This is a genomic window from uncultured Clostridium sp., assembly GCF_947039605.1.
Lineage (GTDB): Bacteria > Bacillota > Clostridia > Clostridiales > Clostridiaceae > Sarcina.
On the sequence record NZ_CAMQZG010000027.1, the window covers coordinates 1 to 17,750 of the forward strand.

Annotated in this window: 16 protein-coding genes; 6 read left to right on the plus strand and 10 right to left on the minus strand. The window is 27.3% G+C overall.

The genetic code is table 11. From position 1 onward, the window contains the following. Both Q0V24_RS10890 and Q0V24_RS10895 read right to left on the minus strand, forming a co-directional pair. A partial coding sequence (locus tag Q0V24_RS10890; RefSeq protein ID WP_297521387.1) for a SpaA isopeptide-forming pilin-related protein occupies nt 1-2,930 on the minus strand: 2,930 nt, incomplete at its 3' end. Between the two features lie 571 nt (nt 2,931-3,501). Beyond that, nucleotides 3,502-4,596, minus strand: coding sequence for a mechanosensitive ion channel family protein (locus Q0V24_RS10895; RefSeq protein WP_297521389.1), 1,095 nt, complete (start codon nt 4,594-4,596; stop codon nt 3,502-3,504). A 155-nt stretch (nt 4,597-4,751) separates the two neighbouring features. Between Q0V24_RS10895 and Q0V24_RS10900 the strand changes: the two genes are divergently transcribed. Next, the gene (locus Q0V24_RS10900) at nt 4,752-5,183 is read left to right on the plus strand and encodes a hypothetical protein (protein ID WP_297521391.1); all 432 of its coding nucleotides are present in this window, start codon (nt 4,752-4,754) and stop codon (nt 5,181-5,183) included. Between the two features lie 72 nt (nt 5,184-5,255). On the opposite strand, the gene Q0V24_RS10905 is transcribed toward Q0V24_RS10900, so the two are convergent. From Q0V24_RS10905 to Q0V24_RS10925, 5 genes are all read right to left on the minus strand, one after another. Continuing rightward, on the minus strand, nt 5,256-5,462 hold the full coding sequence (locus Q0V24_RS10905) for a hypothetical protein (protein WP_297521393.1): 207 nt from the start codon (nt 5,460-5,462) through the stop codon (nt 5,256-5,258). A 206-nt stretch (nt 5,463-5,668) separates the two neighbouring features. Then, nucleotides 5,669-6,481: an LCP family protein gene (locus Q0V24_RS10910; RefSeq protein WP_297521395.1), complete on the minus strand. Its 813-nt coding sequence runs from the start codon at nt 6,479-6,481 to the stop codon at nt 5,669-5,671. Nucleotides 6,482-6,766: 285 nt separating this feature from the next. Then, nucleotides 6,767-7,732 carry a GTPase domain-containing protein gene (locus tag Q0V24_RS10915; RefSeq protein WP_297521397.1) on the minus strand — a complete coding sequence of 322 codons (966 nt, stop codon included), beginning with the start codon at nt 7,730-7,732 and terminating at the stop codon, nt 6,767-6,769. A gap of 6 nt (nt 7,733-7,738) precedes the next feature. Beyond that, nucleotides 7,739-7,942: a hypothetical protein gene (locus Q0V24_RS10920; protein WP_297521399.1), complete on the minus strand. Its 204-nt coding sequence runs from the start codon at nt 7,940-7,942 to the stop codon at nt 7,739-7,741. A gap of 20 nt (nt 7,943-7,962) precedes the next feature. After that, nucleotides 7,963-9,654: a hypothetical protein gene (locus Q0V24_RS10925; protein ID WP_297521401.1), complete on the minus strand. Its 1,692-nt coding sequence runs from the start codon at nt 9,652-9,654 to the stop codon at nt 7,963-7,965. Nucleotides 9,655-9,863: 209 nt separating this feature from the next. Here Q0V24_RS10925 and Q0V24_RS10930 point away from each other — a divergent pair, with 209 nt between their 5' ends. The 5 genes from Q0V24_RS10930 to Q0V24_RS10950 all read left to right on the plus strand — a co-directional run bounded on the left by Q0V24_RS10930 (nt 9,864) and on the right by Q0V24_RS10950 (nt 13,301). Beyond that, nucleotides 9,864-10,340, plus strand: a complete 477-nt coding sequence (locus Q0V24_RS10930; RefSeq protein WP_297521403.1) for a CcdC protein domain-containing protein — start codon at nt 9,864-9,866, stop codon at nt 10,338-10,340. 169 nt (nt 10,341-10,509) lie between these two features. After that, entirely contained in the window at nt 10,510-10,983 is a 474-nt protein-coding gene (locus Q0V24_RS10935; protein WP_297521405.1) for a CcdC protein domain-containing protein, read from the plus strand. Between the two features lie 440 nt (nt 10,984-11,423). Further along, nucleotides 11,424-12,158 carry a histidine kinase gene (locus Q0V24_RS10940; protein WP_297521407.1) on the plus strand — a complete coding sequence of 245 codons (735 nt, stop codon included), beginning with the start codon at nt 11,424-11,426 and terminating at the stop codon, nt 12,156-12,158. Then, nucleotides 12,151-12,783 carry a response regulator transcription factor gene (locus tag Q0V24_RS10945; RefSeq protein ID WP_297521409.1) on the plus strand — a complete coding sequence of 211 codons (633 nt, stop codon included), beginning with the start codon at nt 12,151-12,153 and terminating at the stop codon, nt 12,781-12,783. The genes Q0V24_RS10940 and Q0V24_RS10945 overlap by 8 nt, the downstream gene beginning before the upstream one ends. Before the next feature lie 236 nt (nt 12,784-13,019). After that, nucleotides 13,020-13,301, plus strand: a complete 282-nt coding sequence (locus Q0V24_RS10950; RefSeq protein WP_297521411.1) for a hypothetical protein — start codon at nt 13,020-13,022, stop codon at nt 13,299-13,301. A 79-nt stretch (nt 13,302-13,380) separates the two neighbouring features. On the opposite strand, the gene Q0V24_RS10955 is transcribed toward Q0V24_RS10950, so the two are convergent. From Q0V24_RS10955 to galE, 3 genes are all read right to left on the minus strand, one after another. After that, nucleotides 13,381-15,054, minus strand: a complete 1,674-nt coding sequence (locus tag Q0V24_RS10955; protein ID WP_297521413.1) for a polysaccharide biosynthesis protein — start codon at nt 15,052-15,054, stop codon at nt 13,381-13,383. 448 nt (nt 15,055-15,502) lie between these two features. Next, nucleotides 15,503-16,558, minus strand: coding sequence for a M24 family metallopeptidase (locus Q0V24_RS10960; RefSeq protein ID WP_297521415.1), 1,056 nt, complete (start codon nt 16,556-16,558; stop codon nt 15,503-15,505). A 150-nt stretch (nt 16,559-16,708) separates the two neighbouring features. Then, nucleotides 16,709-17,719, minus strand: a complete 1,011-nt coding sequence (gene galE / locus Q0V24_RS10965) for a UDP-glucose 4-epimerase GalE (RefSeq protein WP_297521417.1) — start codon at nt 17,717-17,719, stop codon at nt 16,709-16,711. Nucleotides 17,720-17,750: the final 31 nt, after the last annotated feature.

Consider the following 17,750-nt stretch of genomic DNA (forward strand, 5'->3'; position numbering starts at 1 on the left):
TCTGCACCTTTTAATAATTTCTTATTATCATCTGCATCTACTTTTGTTATTTCTAAGTATCCATTGATTGGTGTTGGTGGAACTTCACTTTTTTTATTAGTGATAGTTGCATCTACTGTTTTTGATAACCATAAGAATCCATTTCTTTCTACTGTGATTGGATACTCTGTAGAATCTAAAATATAACCTTCAGGTGCTTCTGTTTCTTGATAAACATATTCTCCAAAAGGAATTTCTTCAAATCTTACTATTCCATTGGCATCAGTTATCCCTACTGCTACTAATCTATCTTGCTCTCCTATATTTTCATTTTTTGGAATTTTGATAGCAAACTTAGCTCCACTTAAAGGATCTTTAGAATTTTTATCAATTTTCTTTAATTCAATATTTCCAAGTCCACTGACAATTTTTTTATTATAAACTATTTTAGTATAAACTTTTCCATCAGCAGTTATTTCAAATTCAAATTCATTGCTTCCAATCGTTTCATATCCTTCTGGTGTTTTTGTTTCAATTGCTTTATATTTTCCATGAGGTAAGTTTGAAATTCTAACCATACCTTCATTATTACTTATACCTTTTCCTACTTCCTTATTTTCTTCATTAAGCACTGTAAATTCAGCACCTACTAAAACCACTCCATTATCTGCATCTAACTTTTTAATTTCTAAATATCCATTGATTGGTGTTGGTGGAACTGGTTTTTCTTCTTTTTTATTGATAACTTCTCTCACAATTACTTGAGTTCCATTTGAAGTTTCTCTTATTGCAAATTTGAAAATTGTTTTATCAAGTTCATACCCTTCTGGTGCTACTACTTCTTCAAATGTATATTCACCCGGTATAAGCGCTGTAATATTTGCTTGCCCTTTATCATCTGTAATATCTTCAGCTACAATTTTCCCTGTTGAATCTTTAACTATAAATTTTGCTCCTGCAAGAAGTTTTCCATCATCACCTTTTTTAGTAATTTTCAACTCTCCAGTTACTTCAGGCTTTGGTCCTTCTATCTTTATATTAATAACTTTAACAAGTACAACTTCTCCACTTTCCTTTACTTTAAATGAGCCTGTACTATTATCACTAAATTCATAACCTTCTGGCGCTTGTACTTCTTCATAAGTATAAGTTCCAACTGGAAGACTTCCTACGATTAAAATACCATCTTTATCTGTAGACCCTTCACCAACTTTTTTTCCACTTGCATCTTTAATTATAAATTTAGCATTACTTAGTGGTTCATTTGTTTCAGCATCTATTTTTACTATTTTAACTTCGCTTAATTTTATATTTTCCGCTGTAATTTCTACTATTTCACCATCTTCTTTTATTTCAAACTTATATTCATTATCATCTAATATGTGCCCCTCTGGTGCTTTAACTTCTTGATAATAATAAACTCCATATTTTAAATCTGTAACATCAATTATTCCATCTTTATTTGTTATGAGACCCTTTTTTACAATATTTTTATCAGCATCCTTTATAACAAATTCTGCCCCTTGTAAAAATATTTGTTTTCCATCTTCATCTAATTCTGATGATGCTTTTTTCAGTTTTAAATTTCCTTTAATTTCTTTATTAATTACTTCTTCTTGAACAACTTCTCCATTAACTATTGTAAATGAATGTTTTTTTGTATCTCTTACATATCCTTCTGGTGCTGCTACTTCCTCGTAAGTATAGTTTCCCTCTGGAAGCTTAGCAAAAGTAACTTTTCCATTTGTATCTGTTTTACCTTTTCTTACTTCTTCACCTTTTTCATTTCTTATTATAAATTCAACATTCTCTAAAGGTTCTCTACCTTCATTTAATTTAGTTAATGTAATATCTCCTGATTTCTCTTTTAAATCATCAAAAATATCCCAGTCAAATACAAAATTATGAACTTCAGCTCCAAATCCACCATTTTTTCCTGGAATTTGATTTAAATTATTAGCAAACACTTGTCCATTTATTGAACCACCATGTATATCAATATCTGCATTTGGTGCTATTACACTTCCTGGAATATCTTTTTGTGTAGATATAACTTTTTCTGCATTTGGGAATACCCATAATATTTTTGGTGCTAATTCTGTTACTAATGCTTTTTCTGTTGTAGTTGAAAGTAATTTACCATTATAGTATATTTGATCATTAAAGTTTATATTTTTAGCATCTGAATATACTATAAGTTTTTCTTTTTCTTCTAATATAGGTAAATTAAAACTTCCATCTTTCCCTTTTATCTCAAACAATTCACTAGTTCCCTTTTCAGTATTTGTAAGGATTTTTGTATTTGTAGTACTCACTATCCCCAAATGTCCATTTGCTACACTATCTGGTGCGATTTCTAATCTTTTTGCTATATCAATTTTTTCATCTATTTCTTTTTTAATTTCATCAAAAACTTGATTAACCTCAGTATTCTCCACTAAGAAATCACCTTTATAATACCAACCATCTTTTATTAATTTTACTTTAGTAGCTTCTGTAACCTTTTCTGTAAGGGCTATCGCTCCTGATGATACCCTTACAATTCTTTGTTTATTCTGCTCTCCATAAAAAGTATCTTCTACGATTCCATTATCTATAATATTGCCACCTAATAATAAAACTGGTACTGAATAATCTATTATTGGAGATCCTATTGCTACAGTATTCTCTTTATATGCTGCTCCTATATCAAAAGCCTTTCTTACTGTTGGTGCACTTAAATTTCCTTTTACAGCAAGTCTTCCTTCTACGTCTGCTTGTGACGCTGTATGTTCTCCCCACACAACTGCATTATAAGTTTTATAATCCCCTAAACTAGTTATTTCTGCTGGCCAATTTGGATTTCTCTTTTCCACTGGCTCAGCTATTGCTATATTTGACCATATCATATTTGTACATAAAACTCCTGTCAGTAACATTGCTAGCTTTCTTTTTAAATTTTCTACTCTCATAATCTCTCTCCTCACTTAAAAATTTCCCAACCAAAGTAGCTGCTTTTTATTATGTATATGGTTAATTTTAAATTTTATTTAATTTCCACAAGATATTTTTTCTTTTCCAAAACAAAAATTCTTGTTATCTATAGTTAAATTCTACCATTTAAGAATGCTATTTTCCTATTTATTTCCCTCTGAAAACCAACATCATTTTTAAACTTTCTGTTAACATAAAATTATTTTTAACATAACCTAACTAAATATTATTTTTTCTATACAAATTAGTATATATCTAACATTTTTTAGTTTAATCTTCTTTTTAATTTTGCTTAACTAATCTTTGAAAACCCCCTATTTTCAGATATTTTTGTTATTTCTTCAACTCTTTTATAGACTTTAACTCAAATAAAAAAAAGACTATTTCAAATAGTCTTTTCATCTTATTATTTTACTCATATTTTATTTATTAACTTTTAATTCATATTAGTACCTAAATAATTTTTGCATCATTCGACCTTTATTTTATTTTATATAATTATCTAAGTTTCTTTATATATACAATATAATGTTTTACTATATTTTATACTTAACTTTTATTTTGTATAGTACAATTTCTTGATAAGACACTATTCTTTACATCAATTAAAGTTCCTCTACTAAGCGGAACTTTATAATGATTTAAAATAGATACTATTGCCATATTTATTTCTTCTTTTATTTCTTGATACCTATAAAAGCTAACCATATCAGTATAAAAATATACTAGTATTGCATAACCATTTACCGTTATCTCTGTAAAGCTTACTATTATCAGTTCCTTTTGCACTTCATCTTTTGATTCTATTATTATTTTCATTCCATCAACTATTTTTTCAATTTCTTCTGCTGTTGCTGATAAATCAATTATTAGTTTAAAAGTTATTTGCCACTTATTTCTTTTAGAATAATTAATTATATTATTATTAGTTAATTTAGAATTTGGTACCGTTACAAGTGACTTACAAAATGTTCTTATTCTTGTACTTCTAAAAGTTATCTCTTCAACTATCCCCTCAACTTCTTGTGTTTGAACCCAATCACCTAATGCAAAGGGTTTATCTAAAACTATCATCATGCCCCCAAAAAGATTAGAACATGTATCTTGAGCCGCAAAAGCTACAACTATACCACTTATTCCAAGTCCAGTTAAAAAACCTGTTAATCCAAATTCATGCGCTATTGTTATCACAGCTATAATTATAATTATTACTCTCATTACTATTGCCACAAAAGGAAATACTACTTTATTATCACTATTATTTTCTGATGAACTATGATGAAGAATAGAATTTTCTAAAGTTAAATTATATAAAAACATGCAAATAGTTATAACTATCAAAATCTTTAGATACTTATAACTTGATAGCATATCACTTGGCATAAGATCAATATTTATACTTCTTAGAGAAAAATATATGCCAATTCCAACTACAAAAAACTTTAAAGGTCTACTTATAGATTTAATTATATTATCATCTAATCTTGTATTAGTTTTTTTAACAAATTTACTTGCAAGTTTAATTAATCTATCAATTAATAATTTATTAATTAAAATAAATACAAGCAATATTAAACTAGCTATTAACATTTGCTTAAATGATAACTTAACTAAATTATTAAAGAATACCTCTATATGATTCAAATTAATCTCTCCCTACTTAACATTTTAAATTTAATTTATTTTTTGATAGTAAATCAATTATTATACTCTTTTACTTCATTAATTCTTAAAATTGGTTATTATAAGAATTTTATATAAATATATATTTATATAAATAATCTTTTGGGAGGTTTCATATGACTACATTTTTACTCATCTTATGTATAGCTCTTGTTTGTTTTTGTGGCTTAGAATTTTTCTACTTTGATACAAAACTTAGAGAGCTTAGACGTCAGTATAGACTTTTAAATCAACAATTTACTGCCGTTAAAGGGAAATTATCGCCTAGTGGTGCTACTCTTAAAAATCTTAAAATAAAATATGTTCCACAGTCTTTCTCTTCTGGAATTACTAAAGAAAATATTTTTGTATATTTTACTCCAATAGACAAAACAAAATCAGTTTGCAAACTTGTAGAAGCATCTGATGTTCCAATTCTTCAGGAATGTGTAATCGCTAATGAAATTTGGCTTTATGTAGAACTTGATTCAATAAATAACGTAAACTCTAGAGGTTGGATTCTTAAGAAAGATTTTTCTTTTTTAAAGGATAAAATTCAAATTATCTAAATTTCAAAGTTACATAAGACATAGCCATAAAAAAAAGACTTTCTATAAAATCAAAATTTTATAGAAAGTCTTTTAATTTTTTCTCCTAGCTTTACTAAAAATAATCCCAATTAACATTAGTCCTGTATATCCAGCAAAAAAACCTAAATAATTTGAAATCGCTTTATTTAAGTTATCACTTACTAAATACATAAGTACCCCATATATCAATGGAACTATAAGAATTCTCATTCTATAATTATTTAACCTAATAAACACATCTTTTATATATACAGTCACAAACTTTTCCTCCTAAGGTAATTTTTATTAAATTATATAAGCCAATTTAATAAAAGTCTATTTTACTTTATTAATAAAACTATATTTTATCATTTTTAAATTTATTAGTTTCTTACTTGAATTCCTTTATTACTTTACTTTTCATATATTACTCCTTTATAAGTTAAAAAAGTAGCAAATTGCTTTGCTACTCTTCAAACTAATTATTATTTTTCAAAAGGAATTCTTTCATCATCAAAAATATAAGATCTCATTGCTTTTCCAGCCTTTTCGATATCATACTCTAGATAATAAACTCCATTTATCATTTTATTTTGACCTTCTCCATCTCTTGGGAATCTTATTTGATCAAGACCAGAACTCATTATAGCTGCATATTCTGTCCCTATCCCAATCATCTCTGTCCCACCCATATTACTTGTTACATATGGTAGAAATGAACTTATAAGTCCTGGATATTCTGTAAGCTCAGTATATCTAAAACTCTCATATATTCCTTGCATAATATTTCTTTGTCTTTGTGTTCTCTGGTAATCTCCACCAGAGGCATACCTTATTCTTGAATAAGCAAGCGCCTGTGCCCCTGTTAAATTATGAACTCCTGTGGCTGATATCCCTGGAATATGAGTTACTTCCTCTTCCGTAATTTTAATTGAAACTCCACCTAATTCGTCAATTATTGCTCCAAGTGAATCAAAATTAACTGATATAAAATCTTTTATATTTAAACCAAAATTCTCATTTATAGTTTTAATTGCAAGTTCTGGTCCACCATAGGCATATGCATGATTTATCTTATCTTTTTGTCCTTTTATATCTACATATGAATCTCTCATTATTGATGTAAGTTTAACTTTATTATGCTTTTCATCAAGCGTAAGTATCATTATAGCATCTGAACGACCCTTGTCCCCTGTTGAATCAATTCCAAATAAAGCTATATTTCTAATATTTTTTTGTTCCTCAGTTAAATCTTTACTCACACCTAGATTTTCTTCATTTATCTCAACCTTTTCCATACTATTTAAAAGATTTACAACATAAGCTCCTCCTGCTACAAATATCCCTATAATAGTTAAAAATATACTTATTATTATTATTTTCTTTTTACTTTTTTTCGGATTATTTCTTTCCTGTCTATTACCGCTAATTTTAATCTCCCCCTATTAACCTTTACTCTATAGTCTATTTTTCATTTTAACAAAAAATTCTATTAAAATGCTAAAGTTAACGCCTTCTTAATAAAAAACTAATATATTTCATCAATAAAAAAAAGAGATATGTTTGCACATATCTCTAAACTCTTAAACTCCAAATTTACTTATTGTTTCTTTCATTGCCTCACTCCAATGTCTTGCTAAGTTTTTTTGTATCTTATCTATAATTGCAAAATTATAACTTTTTTTAAGTTTATCAGGAAGATATAGCTGTGAATTTATATTTATATCCTCACAAAACTCTAAAACATCCTCAGTATACATAAAGTTATATTTTCTATATATACTTTTTAATATACTTGAAAGTTCATCATTTAATGCATCTTCTGTCTCTTTTAAATATAGGTTAAAATCTTTTACAAGTTCATCTTCAGTTCTCTTTTCATGCTTTCTTACAAATAAACTTTTATTATTTTTAAGTTCGCTTTTACATCTTAAATTCCACATAGGAACTCGTCTTTCTATAACTATAGTAAATTCATCAATAACACTTTTTGATATATGTTCTCTCAATTTTATTTTTATACTTTCAAATAATTCTGTTTTCCCATATCTATTACCTGTATTTCCTGATAAGTATTCTTTTTCCTCAGAACTTACTTTTACAAAATCAGCTTCTTTAAAACCTAAATCTTTTATTTTTCCTAATAATTCCTTATTTTCACCTTTTATAATATCATCACCTGTAACCACAAATATTATATTTTTATTTTGTTTTCTTATCTCAACAATTTTTTCAATTTCTTTTGCTTCAATACTAGTTTGGAATGCTGACATACAATATAATATCAAATCAAAATCTGCTCTTTTCCTATCAGTTGCAAAAGTAGATAATATACTAGTTTCAATACTTTCTTCTAAATTAATTGCTTTTGTATCATAAATTGCTACTTTTGCACCACTATGAATATAATCAAATCTTTTTAAAACTTCCTGTGTTACCTCACTACCAGCACCAACCTTAGTTAAGTTAGCATCTGCAATATAATTTACAAGTGCACTCTTTCCAGAACCTGTCTTACCTATAACTAAAAGATTTAATGGTATTGCCATATATTATCACCTCTCTTCCTCTAACTTAAATGCTTCTTTTACCTCTATTTTTTTTAAATCATCAATAATATTAAAATCTCTGCTCTCATCATCCTTCTCAATAAGAAAATTCGATTTTATTACTTCTGAAATTTTGCTACCTAATTCTTTAGTCATACTTATAGCAATATCTTTTTCGATACCAATATTCTCCAAATCTCTATTTGACATAATAAACCTCCTTTAAAGTATTAAATTATGCTATTATCTTTCAACTTCTCTTTTATCTCATTTCTAACCTGTTCAATTAAATCTTCCATTCTTATCGCAATTGCTTCATAGATTATTCCATCAATTCTTGCCTCTATTTCATTAACGGCATGTTTTGGTTCTATTCCATCAGAATCATCCACAGTAAAACTTGCCTCAATTATCATATCCTCTATAGTTGAATCTACATCTTCGATTGCATTCTTTCTAAGACTTTTATTTAATTTTTTAATTTTTTCATTTATTATCTTTCTTTCTTCTTCAAGTTTTCTAAGTTCAATTAAATCAATTCTCTGTTGATTTAGTTTTTCTTCTTTAATTTTTAAATCTTCTTCAGCTTTTTTTCTCTTTGCCTCAGCTTCAATTCTTTTTCTTTTCTCTTCTTCAACTTGAAGTCTTGCTTTTTCCTTTGCTTCTATACGCTCTTTTTTAATTCTTATTTTTTCTGCTTCTTCCGCAGCTCTTTTTTCTTCTTCTAATTTTATTTTTTTCTCAGTCTCTTCTTTAATTCTTTTTTCCTCTGCAATTCTTTCTTCTTCTTCAACTCTAAGTCTTTCTTCCTCTGCAATTCTTGCATCTTCCTGTGCTTTAAGTCTTGCTTTTTCTTCTACTTTAACTCTTTCTTCCTCTATAATTCTTGCTTCCTCTTCAAGTCTAAGTCTTTCTTCTTCCGCAATTCTTGCATCTTCCTGTGCTTTAAGTTTTGCTTCTTCCTCTATCTTAACTCTATCTTCCTCTGCAACTCTTGCCTCTTCTTCTAATCTAAGTTTTTCTTCTTCTGCAAGCCTTGCCTCTTCTTCAACTTTTAGTCTTTCATCTTCTTCAGCCTTTAATCTTAATCTTTCTTCTTCTTCTACCTTTAAAATAACTTCTATTTTTTCTCTTTTAATAGCAACTAACTTTGAAATATTACCTTCTACTAAATCTATAACAACTTGTCTAACTTCATCTCCATGTGGGTACAAGCCTAATATTTCACTAACCATATATGTTTGTATATAAACAAGGTCCGCTTCACTAAGTGTTTCCACCTCAAGTTCATTAAATAACTCAATATAAAATCTTACTGTTTCATCACACATATTATCTTTAAATGAATTATCAATAATTTGAGATTTCATAAAACTTACTTTACTATTGCTATCTAAATTATTTTTAATAGATTCTACTAAATCTCCCCACTGATTATATTTAGAAGATATATCTAAATCCATAACACTTATGATTTCAATTTCATTATTTATTTCTCTAGCTATAATTTCTTTCATTTCTTCAAATTCTCTCAGGTCTAAAAATTCTACATCTGTTAATGCTATAATAACATTACCATTACTCGTAATAATATTATTAATTAATTTTAAGCTTTGGATATTTACTCTTTTTTTCAAAAGAGAAATCCCACAAATAATATAATCAAAACTGCTAAAATCTAAAAGTCCATTTTTCACTTCAAATTTACTAGAAAAAGTAACACTTGTTTCTTTTCCAATATTCAAATTTTTAACTGCTAAATCTCCACTTTTTAAATCGTCTTCATTAAAATTCTTATTAAATAAATTTCTTATAATATTGCTCCCTGAAGATTCTTTTCCCACTATAAGAAACTTAGATTTCTCCAAATTTTCCCTCGATTCTATTAAAGATTTGATTTTATCTCTCTCAACCCCACTCATTTAACCCTCTCCTCAAAACTCTTATAAGTAAATTATACCAATTTTATTTATTTTTACCATTATTTTGCACAATCTTTTTAACGTAAATTTGTTTTTTTATATTTATATGTAAATATAACTTAGATTAATAACAAGAAATTTTTTTTAAAATAAATTATAATACTAATATGTATTGAATTTAAACTTAAGATAAAAACTGGAGGGATAATATGTCGCATTTTTTACCATTTATAATCATTCTTCTTATATTGATAAAAAATATAAAAAGATATTCTAGCGGAACACAAAAAAGAGTTAAGGCAAGGTCATTTATTTTATTACCTGTCCTTATTCTAATATACTTATATGGAATCTTTCACACATCAACACATCTACCACTCTACTATTACTTTGTATTTATTATAGCTGCACTGCTTGGTGGACTTATTGGCTATTCAAGATCAAAATCATATTCTTTCGCAATCAATGCCGATGGAGATGTTTTTTATAAAAAAGAAATATGGGATTCTATAATATTAATAATTTTACTATCCCTAGAAGGTTTAATAAGATATGTATTTAAAATATATGACTCTAGTCTTTTTGTACTTATAAATACAGCTCTTATAATTTTAGCAACTTCATCAATTGCAATAAGAAGAGTTGCCATGTTTTTAAAGTATCGAGAAATAAAAAAAAGACTTTAATACATATAAAATCCTCTTTTTCTAAAACTATTATTAGCTTTAAGAAAAGAGGATTTAAAATTTATGACTTTTCTTATTACTTTAGTAACATTACATAACATCTTATATATTTTATAATTAGAATATAGCTTAACAAAACAAATGATAAATTTTTGGAGGCAAATATTAAATGAATATAATAGTAATGATTTTAATCGTTTTTTTAATAATAAAAAATAGTCTTAAAGGAAAGGAAAGAAAAATAAAACCAATATCAATAATAATAATCCCATTACTTTTACTTAGTGCGGTTTACCAATCTGTTTCAAAAATTACTAATATGCCAACTTACTACTATGGAATATTTATAGTCGCTGGAATAATTGGTATATTCTTTGGACTATTTCGTTCAAAATTTTACTCTTACTCAAAAAATGAAGAAGGTCATGTAGTCTATAAAAGAGGTTTAACTGATGTTATAATACTTATTGCTTATATAATAATTGAATCACTTTTAAGATTTGTATTTAAATCTTATGAAGCAAACTTATTTACACTTATAAATTCTTCTTTATTAATTTTAGCAACTGCTTCTGTAAGCGCTAGACGAGTAATTATGTTTATAAACTACTCAAAACATCAAGACAATAAGGATATTATATAATTATGAAAACACTTAAATATAACACTGAATCTAAACTTCCCATTTTTAAATATATACTTTTAGCTCTAATACTTTGGAATCTTGTTTCTAAATCTGATTCCCCTATTAGGGCTATTCTTATTTTATTAATGTCTATATCACTAATTTTAGAAATTCTTTCTACCTATAAAATTAATGCTAGGCTTTATACTATTTTCAAATACATTATACCTATCCCTATTTTTATAACAATGTATTTTGACCATAGTTCTTCTTTAATTTATGTATATATATATGTCTTAACATATTTATCTATATATGCTAAACATACAAAAGAAACTTTTATTTACCTTAGTCTTTTAATGCTAAGTTTCTTACTTGTTATTACTCTAAAAGGGCTTCCTTTTAGTTCTCTACAAAATTACCTACATCATATCTATGCCTATTTCCTACCGTACCTTTTGACTATTGGATTTAGTCTTTTAGGATATAACAGAAGAACTTCTAGATTAGAAATTTCTACACTTAATACCGAGCTAACTATTCAAAATAAAAAACTTCAAGAATATGCATCTCAAATTGAAGAGTTAACTTTATCTGATGAGCGAAATAGAGTTGCACAGGAATTACATGATTCACTTGGTCATTATCTTATGGCAATATCTATGCATCTTGATATTCTAAAAAAATTAAAAGACTCTCCTCAAAAGTCAGAACAAGTATTAGATAAAACAAAACTTATAGTTAAAGATAGTATTGCAGAACTTCGTAATACAGTTTTCGAACTTAAAGAGATGAAAAACTCAACAATTTTATCAGAATCTATAAATGATCTTCTTCAAACTACATCTCCATTATCAGAAATTAAATTTAGTGTAGATATAGATAGTGCAATTGAAAACTTCTCCCCATTTATAAAAACTATAATTTATAAAACAGTACAAGAGTCTTTAACTAATGGAATCAAGCATGGAAAATCCACTGAATTTGAAATTAAAGTTAAAGTTAATGAAAGTATTAATATATCTATACGAAATTATGGTATCCCTCCAAGTGATATAATTAAATCAAATGGACTAAAAGGAATCAATGAGAGAATATCACTCACTAGAGGAACTTGTGATTTTAAAATTTTAAATGATGGTTTCTTAGTCCTAGCCATAATCCCCATACGAAAGGAAGATAAAATTGATTAATTTACTAATTATAGATGACCAAAAGATAATAAGGGAAGGACTTAAAATGATTCTTTCTCTTGATGATGAACTAAATATATTAGATGAAGGTGAAAATGGTGTTGTGGCTATTTCTCTTTGCAAAAAATATACTCCTGATGTTCTTTTAATGGATATTAGAATGCCACTTAAAAATGGTGTTGAGGCAACACTTGAAATCAAAAATGAATTTCCTAATATAAAAATTTTGATACTTACAACATTTAATGATAATGATTATATCTTTGATTCACTTAAAAATGGTGCCTCTGGTTATCTTTTAAAAGATGCAGACCCAGATGATATTATTTCAGCAATAAAAAGTGTTCATAAAGGGAATATTCTTATTCACCCTGCAATAGCACTAAAACTTAGTGCTGTATTAAATTCAAAATCAGAAGTGCCGATTCAAAAAGATATTTTTGATCTTTCACAGCTAACTGATAGAGAAAAAGAAGTTGCAATACTTGTAGCACAAGGTCTTGCAAATAAAGAAATATCTTCAAAATTATTTCTTTCAGAAGGCACAGTTAAAAATTACGTTAGTAAAGTTTTAGATAAACTTAACCTTGAAAATAGGACAGAACTCGCCATTTTACTTTCTTAACATAATATTTTGTAAATTTGTATACTTTATTTTTTTGAATTTCTTAAATTAATCCAAAAAAAATATAATACTTTATGAATTTTGAAAGTATATTTTTAATTTTAATTAAATACTTTCAAAATTTTTACTTTTTTATCCATATAACGTTTACATGATTGCTTAATTGGTATATAATTATTTTGAAAACAGAATTAATTATTAGTGTAAAGGTTTTAATAAAGAAGGAGGATTTTTGTTTGGCAACATTATTTAAGGATTTAATCAAACCAATGTATAGCATAGGTAAGGAAACATTCACAATAAAATTTGATAAAGAAACTTCAATTAAACGAAATAATTTCAAGGAAACTGTTGTTACTTACCTAAATAGCATTGGTATGACTTGTAATGACAATGGCGAAACATATGGGGCATTCCCACTTATTTACCTTGATGGAAAATTATATTTGCTTGAAAAAAGATATATAACAACAGATAGCAATTACTTATCAGAAGTTGCAATACTTATAGAAAAATAATATTTTATAAATTGAATTTTGATAATTAAATATAAATTAATAAAGAGTCGTAATTAAAAAAATTACGACTCTTTATTATTTATGCAAAAAATAATCTTCTGATTTTTCTTGGGAAGATAGCTAAATCCTCACTATTCATTCCTTTTATCTTAATCATTACTTGAAGATATACAATTCCACCTATATAACCTGTAATTCCAAGTGATATCGCATTAGAAATATAACCTGCAAAGTTTGCATTTGTTGGCGCTCCTAAAACAAATCCAATTATTGCCCCAACTGCAAGATATACAAAGTACATTACTACTCCCATTATTGCTGCTGCAATAGCTGGTTTAATTATATTTCTTAAATAAGATTCTTTTGTCTTTGTATGTTTTTCTACTATTCTCATATTTAATAACATTCCTATATAATTTGAAAGAAGTAATCCTATTACTGCTCCATAAATATTTATAAATGCAATTCTCACAAAAATTATGTCTACAATAAGTCTTATTGCTACTGATACAAGAGCTGTTGCAGTACCAGATTTCACTTTACCAAGACTGTTTATCATAGTAACTGTAAGTTGATATATTGATGAGAATATAAAGACATATCCACCAAATCTCATAAGGATAGACCCACTAGTATTAGACATTTTAAAGAATATAAAGTGATATATTGGTGCACTTAATACTGAAAGTCCTATCGCGGCTGGTAGTGATATCATAAATCCAAGTTTAAATAATTTATCAATTCCTTCTCTAAGTTTAGTTTTATCCTCTGATGCATTCTCTCTTGCAATAATAGGGAATACTGATAAAGCTATTGAACTTATAAGAATCATTGGAAGATTTATAAGTGATAAATATTGGTTGAAATAAGCAAACAGTGTACTTGCATCTGTCTGAGTATACCCTAGCCATTCTAAACTTCTATTAATAATTATTTGGTCAAATACATTGTTACCTGCATAAAGAATTAAAGCTGAAACTATAAGTGGCCATGAATATTTAAAGATATATCTTACAATATGCTGGTTACTATGTTTTCTAGGCTCAGATTTAACTCTTCCTCTTACTTTTAAATCTTTATCATATTTGATTTTTAGATAAATTACAGATGCTAAAGCTCCAACTGCTGTCCCAATAGCCCCCCCTGCAACTCCCCATGGAAGGCTAATTTTCATAAGAGCAAACGAACATATTAAACTTAATACTACATTTAAAGCCTGTTCTATAAATTGTGATATTCCAAGTGGTACAAGATTGTTTCTACCTTGGAAATATCCTCTATAAGCACTACTTACAGCTGTTATAAGTATAGCTGGTGCAAGTGCATATATAGCTATTTTACTATTATCAAATCCTGTCATTTTAACAAAAACATTAGTAAATAATAATAAAAGTATTGTCATAAGAACTCCCATTCCTATAAGAAATGTTCTTCCAAGTTTAAAACTTGCCATAGCATCTCTCTCATGACCTGTTGCACTATATTCTGATATTAATTTAGGTATCGCACTAGATGACCCTGCAATTGTAACCATATACACAAAAGTATATATTAAATAAGCTGAACCATAGTTACCATAACCAGCCTCACCTATGTTTATTATAAGAAGTGGTATATATACTAACGAAAGTATTTTAGACAATACATTTGTAAGTGTTAGTATAAGCACCCCTCTTGATGCATTCCTCGTAGTAATTTTAATTACCTCCTTTAGGTAAATCTTTTCTTTTGTTATATTTTTTACTTTATACATTAAAAAGATATCTATTTCTCTTCAAAATTTTATATTAAATAATTTTGTTTAAATTGTCAATTTTAGTTTTACCTATAAAATCTCATTATACTATTATTTCTCCATTTATATAAAAATATTCTTAAATAAATAGGCTCTTTTTTTGCAATTTCTCCAATCAAAAGCATTTCATTATTAATATTTAATATTTGGGAAATATTGAGCAAAATAGATAATTTTCTTGATTTATTATTCATATTACTAAAACTTCACTCCTATTTCCCTTAAATATATTATAAATAGATATAAAAATAAGGAATTTAATACTTTTATTTAATTTATTTAAAGTTTATTTTGTGGTAATCTTATATCATAAATAGTTTACTTGATATAACTCATTCTTACCCACAAGAATGAAAATATTTACGTCTAAAGAGCTGTATTATCCTTTTGATAATACAGCTCTTTTTTATTTCAATATTAAAATTTCTTTACTACTTTTATTTAAAGGAACTCCCTTTCCATCAATTATAGCAACATCATCTTCAATTCTTATACCACCAAATCCTGATATATATATTCCAGGTTCAACAGACATAACCATACCCTCTTCTAAAATATCTTCTGACTTTTTATTTAATATAGGAATATCCCCTCCCATACCAATTCCATGTCCAAGTCCATGTCCAAAATATTCACCATACCCAGTTTGCTCTATATAGTCTCTTGCAATAGAATCTATATCTTTCCCAACCTTTCCATCAGCTATTGCTTTTATCCCTCTTAGATGTGCCTCTAAAACAATATTATAGATACTCCTCATCTTATCACTAATCTCTTCCACAAAAACTGTTCTAGTCATATCTGATTGATACCCATCTAGTAGTACACCAAAATCTAAAACTACAGCATCACCTTTTTCTAATCTTTTCATAGTTGGTCTACCATGAGGCATTGCACTTCTATATCCTGAAGCTACTATTGTATCAAAGCTCATTCCACTAGCGCCTTTAGTCATAGCTAGGTAATTTATCTTTGCAGCTATATCTAGCTCTGTAACTCCAACCTTGATTTCTTTTATCACTTCACTAAATATAAAATCTGTAAGCTCACAAGCTTTTCTTATTTTGTCTATTTCAGTTAAGTCTTTAATACCTCTAATTTTTTCTATCTCATCATTTAATAATACCAACTCACTTGTTATATCTTGATAACTTATATACTCTTTAGCAAGAGTATGACTTCCTTCTAACCCTAAAAAGAATAATCTATCTTTACTAAAAATTTCTTTTACCCTTTTAACAAAACTATCCTTATAATCTATATTTATAAATTCCTTTGAATTCTTATTTGCTTCATTTATATATCTTGAATCCATAATTTGATATTGACTCTTTTTAGTGATTAAAAGTTTAACACCACTACCACCTAATCCACCAAAATATATCTTATTTGCCTTTCCGTTAATAATAACTGCATCTAATCCTAAAGAAAGCATAGCTTCTCTCAGTTTACTAATTCTCATAAATTAATCCCCCTTTACTGAATTAACCTAATTATAACTAGACTTATAAAGATATTGCTATGCTTTCACTTAAAGTTTATATTTAATTTTCAATTAGTACTATTATTTCATCTATTATATATTTTCACTTCATTGGAAATACTTATTATATTAGTTATAACCTTTTGGGTTATTGCTTTGCCAATTCCATGAATCGCTACACATATCATCAACATTTTTAGTAGCAAACCATCCAAGTTCTTCATTAGCTTTTTTAGGATCTGCATAACATACTGCTACATCACCCGCTCTTCTTTCTACTAACTTATATGGAAGTGGTTTTCCACTAGCTTTTGCAAAAGCTTCTACAAGTTCTAAAACTGAATATCCATTTCCTGTTCCAAGATTATAAGTTACAAGCCCTGAATTCCCATTTAGCTTACTTAATGCTTTAATATGACCTATAGCTAAATCTACTACGTGAATATAATCTCTTACACCTGTACCATCTTTAGTGTCATAATCACTGCCAAAAACGCTTAACTCTTTAAGTTCTCCAATAGCTACTTTTGTTATATAAGGCATTAAATTATTTGGAATTCCTGATGGATCCTCACCAATTAAACCACTCTCATGTGCTCCAACTGGATTGAAATATCTAAGTAATGCAATATTCCATGAATCATCTGATTTATATAAATCTCTTAAGATATCTTCTATCATAAGTTTTGTAGCACCATAAGGGTTTGTAGCTGATAAATCACACCCTTCATGTATTGGAATTACTTTACTATCTCCATAAACTGTAGCTGATGAACTAAATACAAAGTTCTTAACTCCAAACTTTCTCATTATTTGAAGTAACACTAAAGTACTTGTTATATTATTATGATAATACTCTAATGGTTTTTGTGTTGACTCTCCAACTGCTTTAAATGCCGCAAAATGTATTACTGAATCAATTTTATTCTCTTCAAATACCTTTTCAACATTACCTGCATCAAGTAAATTATACTCATAAAATTTTATATTTTTACCTGTTATAGTCTTTATTCTATCTTTAACAAGCTCTTTACTATTACTTAAATCATCTATAACTATTACGTTATGTCCTTCTTTTAACAATTCTACACAAGTATGACTTCCTATATAACCCATACCACCTGTTACTAAAACATTCATCTTAAAACTTCCTTTCCCATAAATATATTTA

Excerpts from the sequence above, each read along its gene's own strand:
- Q0V24_RS10930 (WP_297521403.1), top strand. The coding sequence starts at position 9,864 with ATGTCGCATTTTTTACCATTTATAATCATTCTTCTTATATTGATAAAA.
- Q0V24_RS10955 (WP_297521413.1), bottom strand. The coding sequence starts at position 15,054 with ATGTATAAAGTAAAAAATATAACAAAAGAAAAGATTTACCTAAAGGAG.
- Q0V24_RS10900 (WP_297521391.1), top strand. The coding sequence starts at position 4,752 with ATGACTACATTTTTACTCATCTTATGTATAGCTCTTGTTTGTTTTTGT.
- Q0V24_RS10910 (WP_297521395.1), bottom strand. The coding sequence starts at position 6,481 with ATGGAAAAGGTTGAGATAAATGAAGAAAATCTAGGTGTGAGTAAAGAT.
- Q0V24_RS10935 (WP_297521405.1), top strand. The coding sequence starts at position 10,510 with ATGAATATAATAGTAATGATTTTAATCGTTTTTTTAATAATAAAAAAT.
- Q0V24_RS10915 (WP_297521397.1), bottom strand. The coding sequence starts at position 7,732 with ATGGCAATACCATTAAATCTTTTAGTTATAGGTAAGACAGGTTCTGGA.
- Q0V24_RS10925 (WP_297521401.1), bottom strand. The coding sequence starts at position 9,654 with ATGAGTGGGGTTGAGAGAGATAAAATCAAATCTTTAATAGAATCGAGG.
- galE (WP_297521417.1), bottom strand. The coding sequence starts at position 17,719 with ATGAATGTTTTAGTAACAGGTGGTATGGGTTATATAGGAAGTCATACT.
- Q0V24_RS10960 (WP_297521415.1), bottom strand. The coding sequence starts at position 16,558 with ATGAGAATTAGTAAACTGAGAGAAGCTATGCTTTCTTTAGGATTAGAT.
- Q0V24_RS10920 (WP_297521399.1), bottom strand. The coding sequence starts at position 7,942 with ATGTCAAATAGAGATTTGGAGAATATTGGTATCGAAAAAGATATTGCT.